The organism is Paraburkholderia sp. (assembly GCF_034668105.1).
Taxonomy (GTDB): Bacteria; Pseudomonadota; Gammaproteobacteria; order Burkholderiales; family Burkholderiaceae; genus Paraburkholderia.
On record NZ_JAXDPY010000092.1, the window covers coordinates 1 to 2,560 of the forward strand.

The 2,560-nt window shown below is 62.3% G+C and carries 2 protein-coding genes; both read left to right on the plus strand.

Annotation, left to right across the window (positions count from 1 at the left end):
- Nucleotides 1-154 precede the first annotated feature (154 nt).
- Complete coding sequence (locus QOC89_RS04670; protein WP_323043953.1) at nucleotides 155-1,726, plus strand: phospholipase D family protein; 1,572 nt, start codon at nucleotides 155-157, stop codon at nucleotides 1,724-1,726.
- Nucleotides 1,727-1,742: 16 nt separating this feature from the next.
- Nucleotides 1,743-2,560, plus strand: an 818-nt coding sequence (locus tag QOC89_RS04675; protein WP_323043952.1) for a class II fumarate hydratase, incomplete at its 3' end; no start/stop codon positions are given.

A 2,560-nucleotide genomic window follows, 5' to 3' on the forward strand; every position in this document is an offset into this window, starting at 1 on the left:
CGCGCCGCCGTCATGAGAAGCGTGCAAACAAGGGGGAAACAGCGTGTCGTGGCATCAAGAACATAATCAGAATCAGACCGCACAGTGCCGAGCGTGTGCGTTCAGCGCGCCCCGGAAGACGTCTCCATTGCAGACGACGAGACATTTCTTCCTGATGTGTTGCACAACGGCATTTTTGACCGCCTGCGCCACCAAACCGCCCGCCACCGCGTTCGACCGTCCGGTCACTCACGCGCTCCCCGCCACCGCAACAACCCCGCTTTACACCGCCCTCGCGCCGCTCGAAGCCACGCATCCGAACGAGTCCGGTTTCCGTGTTCTATCGAGCGGCACCGACGCGTTGCAGATGCGCATTGCCCTCGCGCGCGCCGCGACGAAAACCCTCGACATGCAGTACTACATCGCCAACGAGGACACCACCGGCAAGCTGCTGCTAGGCGCCGCGCTCTACGCGGCCGATCACGGTGTACGGGTGCGTATGCTGGTCGACGATCTGAACTTCAAGGACATCGACCAGATCATGGCGGGTCTGAACTCGCATGACAACATCGAGATTCGCGTCTTCAATCCGTTCGGCAGCGCGCAGGAAGGCATGTTCGAACGCACGACCAACGTGTTCACGCAGATCGGCCATTTCACGCGCCGCATGCACAACAAGTCGATGATCACCGACAACCAGCTGGCGATCGTCGGCGGCCGCAATCTCGGCGACGAATATTTCAGCGCCAGTGAAAGGCTGCAGTTCCGCGACCTCGACGTGCTGGCCGCCGGGCCGGTCGTCGCCGATGTCTCCGCGAGTTTTGACGACTACTGGAATAGCAGCATCGCGTACCCGCTGCGCGCGCTGAACAAACAGAAGTTCGATGCGAAAGTGCTTGACCAGACGCGCGACGACTTACGCCAGCATTGGCGCGCGAACGCCGATCCGTACAACGCAAAACCGTTGAACGCGACACCGCTCGCCTCGCAGATCGCCAAGGATCAACTCGGCTTGACGTGGGCGCCGGCCGAATTCAAGGCGGACCTGCCGGAGAAAATCGTGCATCCGTCGCCGGACTATGTCAGCCCGCCGATGCAGCGATTGGCCGAGCTGATGCACGACGCGCAGAAGGATTTTCTGATCATTTCGCCTTACTTCGTGCCGCACGAGTCCGGCGTCAAAGCGGCCGGCGAACTGACGCATCGGGGCGTGCGCATCGCCGTGCTGACCAACTCGCTTGCCGCAACCGACGCGGTGGCCGTGCAAGCCGGCTATAGCCCCTTTCGCGTGCCGCTTCTGCAACAGGGCGTGGAGTTGTATGAATTCAAACCGCAGCAGAACACGCCGCGCGCCGGTCTCACCGGATCCCGCTCGCGCGCCAGCCTGCACGCAAAAACCTATGTCATCGACCACAAGATTCTGGTGATCGGCTCGATGAATCTCGATCCGCGCTCGGCCAATCTGAATACCGAGCAGACGCTGGTCATCCATAGCGCGCCGCTCGCCGAACAGGTCGCGCAGATCTTCGAACGCGCGATCGCGCCCGAAGCGAGCTACCGCGTCACGCTCGCGGATCCGGCGCAACTCGCCTATCTACGCTCGATCGGCGCGCCGCTCTCGCCGCTCGTGTGGACCGATGTCGAAGACGGCACACGCCGCACCTATATTTTCGATCCGCAAGCGGGTTTTTACCGGAACGCGCTAACGGGTCTATTCTCCCTACTACCTGTCAACGCAGAACTTTGAAAAGCGGAGCTGAATCATGACTGAAGACGTCCGAATGGAGCGCGACACGTTCGGTGAAATCGCCGTACCGAACGCTCGCCTGTGGGGCGCGCAGACCCAGCGCTCGCTGCAGAATTTCCGTATTTCGTCCGAGAAGCAATCGCCCGAACTGATTACCGCGCTGGCCGTCATCAAGCGCGCGGCCGCCGAGGTCAACCAGGGCCTCGGCGTGCTCGACGAGAGCAAGGCAAAGGCGATCATGCAGGCGGCCGACGAGATCATCGACGGCCAGCACCCCGAGGAATTTCCGCTCGCGGTCTGGCAAACCGGCTCCGGCACGCAGACCAACATGAACCTCAACGAGGTGATCGCGAATCGCGCGAGCGAGCTGCTCGGCGGCGAACGCGGCGAAGCGCGCAAGGTGCATCCGAACGACGACGTGAACCGCGGTCAGTCTTCGAACGACGTGTTTCCGACGGCGATGCACGTGGCTGCGGCTCATGCGATCGTCAAGCATCTGCTGCCCGCGCTGAAGACGCTGCGCGATACGCTCGACGGCAAGGCGAAAGCTTTCGCCGGCATCGTCAAGATCGGCCGCACGCACCTGCAGGATGCCACGCCGCTCACGCTCGGCCAGGAGTTTTCAGGCTACGTCGCGCAGCTCGATCACGGCATTCGTCATGTGGAATCGGCGCTGCCGCATCTGTATGAACTCGCGCAGGGCGGCACGGCAGTCGGCACCGGTTTGAATGCGCATCCGCAGTTCGCCGACAAGGTTGCCGCGGCGATCGGTAAGCTGACCGGCTTGCCGTTCGTCTCGGCGCCGAACAAATTCGAAGTGATGGCCGCAGCCGA